Source organism: Sphaerochaeta sp. S2, from assembly GCF_016406725.1.
Lineage (GTDB): Bacteria > Spirochaetota > Spirochaetia > Sphaerochaetales > Sphaerochaetaceae > Sphaerochaeta.
This window is the reverse complement of record NZ_JAEKNT010000524.1, coordinates 1-4,990: the sequence shown is the minus strand read 5'-3', so window position 1 is coordinate 4,990 and position 4,990 is coordinate 1. Positions and strand designations below refer to the sequence as shown.

7 protein-coding genes and 1 tRNA gene are annotated in these 4,990 nt (G+C 47.2%); 4 read left to right on the top strand and 4 right to left on the bottom strand.

The genetic code is table 11. From position 1 onward, the window contains the following. Positions 1-61 precede the first annotated feature (61 nt). Positions 62-733, top strand: coding sequence for a fibronectin type III-like domain-contianing protein (locus JF818_RS16745; protein ID WP_370570355.1), 672 nt, complete (start codon positions 62-64; stop codon positions 731-733). Positions 734-749: 16 nt separating this feature from the next. On the opposite strand, the gene JF818_RS15395 is transcribed toward JF818_RS16745, so the two are convergent. After that, positions 750-823, bottom strand: a tRNA-Arg gene (locus JF818_RS15395). A gap of 196 nt (positions 824-1,019) precedes the next feature. On the opposite strand from JF818_RS15395, the gene JF818_RS15390 reads away from it, so the two are divergent. Then, the gene (locus JF818_RS15390) at positions 1,020-1,601 is read left to right on the top strand and encodes a hypothetical protein (RefSeq protein WP_233067974.1); all 582 of its coding nucleotides are present in this window, start codon (positions 1,020-1,022) and stop codon (positions 1,599-1,601) included. On the opposite strand, the gene JF818_RS15385 is transcribed toward JF818_RS15390, so the two are convergent. Beyond that, positions 1,598-2,071, bottom strand: a complete 474-nt coding sequence (locus JF818_RS15385; RefSeq protein ID WP_198892922.1) for a hypothetical protein — start codon at positions 2,069-2,071, stop codon at positions 1,598-1,600. The genes JF818_RS15390 and JF818_RS15385 overlap by 4 nt on opposite strands. A 53-nt stretch (positions 2,072-2,124) precedes the next feature. Between JF818_RS15385 and JF818_RS15380 the strand changes: the two genes are divergently transcribed. Further along, complete coding sequence (locus JF818_RS15380; protein ID WP_198892921.1) at positions 2,125-3,033, top strand: hypothetical protein; 909 nt, start codon at positions 2,125-2,127, stop codon at positions 3,031-3,033. Position 3,034: 1 nt separating this feature from the next. Here the strand turns inward: JF818_RS15380 and JF818_RS15375 are convergent, their stop codons facing one another. Continuing rightward, positions 3,035-3,967 carry a YitT family protein gene (locus JF818_RS15375; protein WP_198892920.1) on the bottom strand — a complete coding sequence of 311 codons (933 nt, stop codon included), beginning with the start codon at positions 3,965-3,967 and terminating at the stop codon, positions 3,035-3,037. 39 nt (positions 3,968-4,006) lie between these two features. Beyond that, entirely contained in the window at positions 4,007-4,588 is a 582-nt protein-coding gene (locus tag JF818_RS15370) for a TIGR00730 family Rossman fold protein (protein WP_198892918.1), read from the bottom strand. A gap of 172 nt (positions 4,589-4,760) precedes the next feature. Between JF818_RS15370 and JF818_RS15365 the strand changes: the two genes are divergently transcribed. Further along, a partial coding sequence (locus JF818_RS15365; protein ID WP_198892917.1) for a hypothetical protein occupies positions 4,761-4,990 on the top strand: 230 nt, incomplete at its 3' end.

Below are 4,990 nucleotides of genomic sequence, written 5' to 3'. Positions count from 1 at the left end.
AATTTTTTAGGCAGGGAGGGGGGCGTTTCGTCTTACCGCTTTTGCTGACAAGGACTCGGCAATTCTCTGGACTTCCTATTTGGGTTCAGCAACAGCAGAGGCTCTATACGATATTCTCTTTGGGAATGTCTCTCCATCAGCAAAGCTTCCTTTTTCCATTGCCTCCTCGCTCTTGGACTACCGCTCAATGCGTAACTATCCCAAGGATTATGCTGCATTCTCCCTTGCGAGAATACAGAAGGGACAGGGAGATCCCAATATTCGCCAGGTAAGCCCATCGGATTATACGGAGAACCTCATGGTAGGGTATCGCCAGTTTGACAGTGAAGGGCCCGATCCTCTGTACTGCTTCGGTCATGGGCTGAGTTACGCTGCCTTTTCCTATGATAATATGATGGTGGTTGAGCAGGAAGAAGGAAATTACTTAGTTTCTTTCTCTCTTGCCAATATATCTGATGTTTCTGGTGCAGAGGTTGTGCAGCTTTACATACATCCTTTGACTGCAAAGATCTATCGACCGAAGCAGGAGCTGAAGGGGTTCAAGAAGGTGTATCTCAATGCTGGAGAGACGGCAACGATTGAGTTCTCAGTCTCTCCAGAAGATTTCTCCCGGTGGGATATCGATACCTGGAGGTTCGTCAGTGATGACGGTCCCTATGAGATCAGGATTGGTTCGAGCAGTAGGGATATTCGATTGCATCAGGCAGTCAAATACAAGGAAAGGAAGCCATGATGACTTCCTTTCATGATGAGCCCGGCGCGATTCGAACGCACGGCCTTCTCCTCCGGAGGGAGACGCTCTATCCAGCTGAGCTACGAGCCCATTCATTCGTATCCTACGGCAGAGGAAAGGAACGTGTCAATAGCAGGTCTTGGAAATCGTATGACATGAGATGATATATTAGTATATTGTTTATATAAAAGGAATAATATAACATTTCCTGAAAGATGATTACGGTAATAGAAAAAGAATTATCATTACTCTTGACATGGGTTACTTGCCTTATTACACTTTCTGTATGATGAAACGAAATCGGATGAAACGCCGTCTAAAGTTCATTCTTCCCATCCTGTTTTTCCTTCTTTTGGAAGGGGCAGTCCTTACTGCAGCCTCGCTTCCTTTTACCAGTGTCAGGGTGGAAGGCAGAATGCCGGTTACCGAGATTTTTCGTGTTGAACAGAATGATGCAGCCTTGGATTTCAATCTTTCTGCCAGCAGGAACAGTATCATCAGAGTTGGCTCGTATACATTGGTATCGAATAACACCATCAGCAAATTTCGCTTGGCCATCCGCCCTGGTGAAGATGGGAACCAGGAACGTTTTGCATTCACCTTGGATGAGGGGGAACCCTTGCCCCAGGGGCAGGCGTCAGAGATACCCTTTACCGTACGGGTATCGAGCAATATCTCACGCGCCGTCAGTGTAGCTGGTCAGCAAGCAATGGAGAAGGATTTGGGTGTACGGGGAGCCTACGGCAACAACGATGCAATCCTCTATGAAACAGGGGATATTCTTGCTGAGATTCCTGACTTCGATCCCGACCTCTACGCAACTGGATGGTACTCAGCAGCTATTCAGCTGAGTATTGAAGTAATCTAGAAAAGATCATCGTCGAAGAATGCGTCCTCTTCACTCTCTTCCTCATGGAATTGGAGCCTTAGGAGGTCTTGAAGCCACTTGTGGTCATCACCTTCCATATCCACACCATCACCACTGCATGCATGTTCCTCAGATAGCCAAGCATCCAATGCAAGTAGTGCTTCTTTTGAGGAAAAACAAGGTCTGCTATCGCTACTGGGTATGGTAAGAGCTCCTGTCAGCAACTGATACGGACAGGTTGCGCAAGAAGCGGATAACTGACAGAAACGCATTGCTTCTGTGTACCATTCTCGATTGTTCATGCACACAGCATACTCCATGGTTCTCTGTTTTACCACAGTTTCTTCATTCCCCAACAAAGCGAGAGTATCGGAAGCCATGGTTCCATTACCGAGCGAGTGCTGGGAAAGCGAGGTGAGATACCCCGCCCCTTGGGCCAGGGCTATTGGTACCTTCCATTTGACTGTCATTGGCAGAGAAGATAGAATGAAACCATCTGAGTACAGATTTGAGGAGAGAAAGCATGAAACCAACACTTTTGGTAATGGCAGCTGGTATGGGAAGTCGCTATGGCGGCATCAAGCAGATTGACAGCGTAGGAAACCATGGAGAGACGTTGTTGGATTATGGTGTCTATGATGCACACCGCAGTGGCTTTGAGAAAGTTGTCTTTATCATCCGTAAGGATATTGAGAAAGATTTCCGGGAACGCTTGTTCGACCGGATTGCAAACAATATGGATGCAACCTATGTTTTCCAGAGCCAGGATGCACTCCTCTCTGAGGAACAGAAGCGACTTGCTGTAAACAGGAAAAAGCCGTGGGGAACGATTCATGCAGTTCTCTGTGCAGAGAATACGGTAAAGGAGCCCTTTGCTGTCATCAATGCAGATGACTACTATGGCAGGGAGTCCTTTGCTATCCTGGCAGAGCACCTTTCCAACCTGGAACCAGGAAGTAAAGAACATGCAATGGTTGGGTATGTCCTCGACCATACGATGAGTAAGAGTGGGACAGTCAGCCGTGCTATCTGCAATGTTGAGGATGGCTATCTTGCAAGCATGGAAGAGCATACCAAGATTGGATATGAAGGGGATAAGGTGGTCAGCCACCAGAGTTCCGGTGATATCGTGCTTACCGGTAAGGAATGGGTTTCCATGAATTTCTTTGGTTTCTCACCCACTGCTTTTGAAAGCTTCAACAGCTACTGGGATGCTTTCATCAAGGACCATATCACCAGTGAAAAGACTGAGTGTTATCTACCCAATGGTGCCAGCAATATTGTAACAACCGGGGAAGGGAAGATGCGCTTCTATACCACCCAGGAGAGCTGGTTCGGTATGACATACAGTGAGGATAAGGATATTGTGAAGAATGAGCTTGCCAAGAAGGTATCTTCGGGGTATTACCCAGACAAGCTCTGGAAACTCTAGGCTAGGGGCGTTTAACTCGTCTTCTCTTTTGGGTGACGTCTGATGAACCCGCCCAAGCAGCTTCCTCGATGGGGGTGAATCCCTCACCGAGGACCTTGTATGCTTCCTGTACAACCATGAATGCCTGACTATCGGCTCGGTGTACTATATTGGTAAGCTCTCCGACCTTGTTGTTTGATACAACCGTCATGATGACCGGTCGGTCAAAGCCCGTGAACATTCCCTGCCCGTTGAGTATGGTTCCTCCATGCCCCAGTTCCTTGAGAATCTCTTCTTGGATGACCTGTCTCTTTTCACTGATAATGAAGACCGTCTTGGCCGATCTGGTACCAAAGGACAATACCACCTTGTCGACTGTTACTCCTACAATATAGACCGTCATAGTTGCATACAATGCCATCTCGAGTGAGAAAATGAAGGCACTGGAAGCAATGATGATTGCATCAACCAGAAAGAGTGCAGTTCCCATGGAGAGGGGGGTGAATCGTGCAACAATCTGGGCGAGGATGTCTGTCCCCCCGGTGTTTGCTCCACTTCGCAGTACCAGTCCAACCCCCAAACCCATCAGCACACCGGCTGAGATAGCCGAGAGTAAAACCGAGAGATCCTTTGAATAGTCAAGCAGTCCGTCATAGCCAACCCATGCATTGATCAGGGAGGTGAAGAGTGAGAGGAGGACGGTCCCCAGCAGCGATTTCATCCCATATTGTTTGCCAAAAATGGCAACTCCGAGCAAGAAAAGAGGGACTGAGAGAACCAAAATAGAGAGACCGGTATCGAATCGAAGGGTGTGATAGATGATGATTGCGATACCGCTTACTCCACCGCTTGCAATTCTTGCAGGGGAAGAGAAAAGGGCAACCCCAGCGGCCGTAAGAAAGGATCCGAGTATAATATAGAAGAGTTCAAGTAGATGGTAATTTCGTTTGGTCATGTGTGTAGCATAGCTTAATTGGTAGCGTTTTACTACCATTCAGGGTGAGAGTTTATCACTCAGTTTTGGTTTCCAGCCTTCGAGTTTGTCGAGCAACGAATCAATGTCTTGGTCGACGATCAATGCATCCAGATGATCTTGTTTGAGAAACCCTTGTTTTACGCTGTAGGAGAGAAAATCCAAAAGTTTATCATAGAATCCTGCAAGATTGAGAATGGCCACAGGCTTCTGGTGGTACCCGAGTTGCAGCCAGGTAAAGATTTCCAGGATTTCCTCCAGAGTGCCGATTCCTCCTGGAAGTGCAATAAATGCATCTGCAAGTGAATACATCTTGGCTTTTCTCTCATGCATTGTGGGAACGATGATCAGCTCGTTTTCAACAGTGTGAAGCCGAACGTCTTTTCTATTCAGTGCTTCAGGGAGGACTCCAATGACATTCCCACCACGTTCATAGAGACTTTGGGCAACGATACCCATCAGCCCACGATTTCCGCCACCATACACCAATGAGAGGTGTTTCTTTGCCATAGCGGCACCCAATTCTTCTGCCCCTTCCGCTAAACGGGGGTTTGATCCGGTGCTGCTTCCGCAAAATACTGCCAGTGTTTGTAGTTTCTTCATAGAGTGGAAGGGTACAGAATATGTCATATCTATGGCAAGATGGTGAATAAGTAGGGTTACCAATTGTCCATTTGCTTGTTATAATTACTACAGAAGTGTATGATACCAATAGTAGGTTTTGGAATATGATTGCTGTGGCCCCCAAGGAGTCGCAGAGAGGAGTTTCATTGATATGAAAAGGAAATTCATTACTGTATTAGCTGTATTGATACTTTTACCGGCATTCTTGTTTGCCGTTCCTGTAGTAGTAACCTGGGAATGGTTGCTGGAAGACCCCTTGGTAACAACCTTCCGCTACCAAGTTGATGGGGAGGAAGAGGATAACTGGACTGTAGTCGACTCTTCTGTCACCAGCTACACCGAGCGTGGGCTTGACGGGACGGTAGACCATGCTCTCTATCT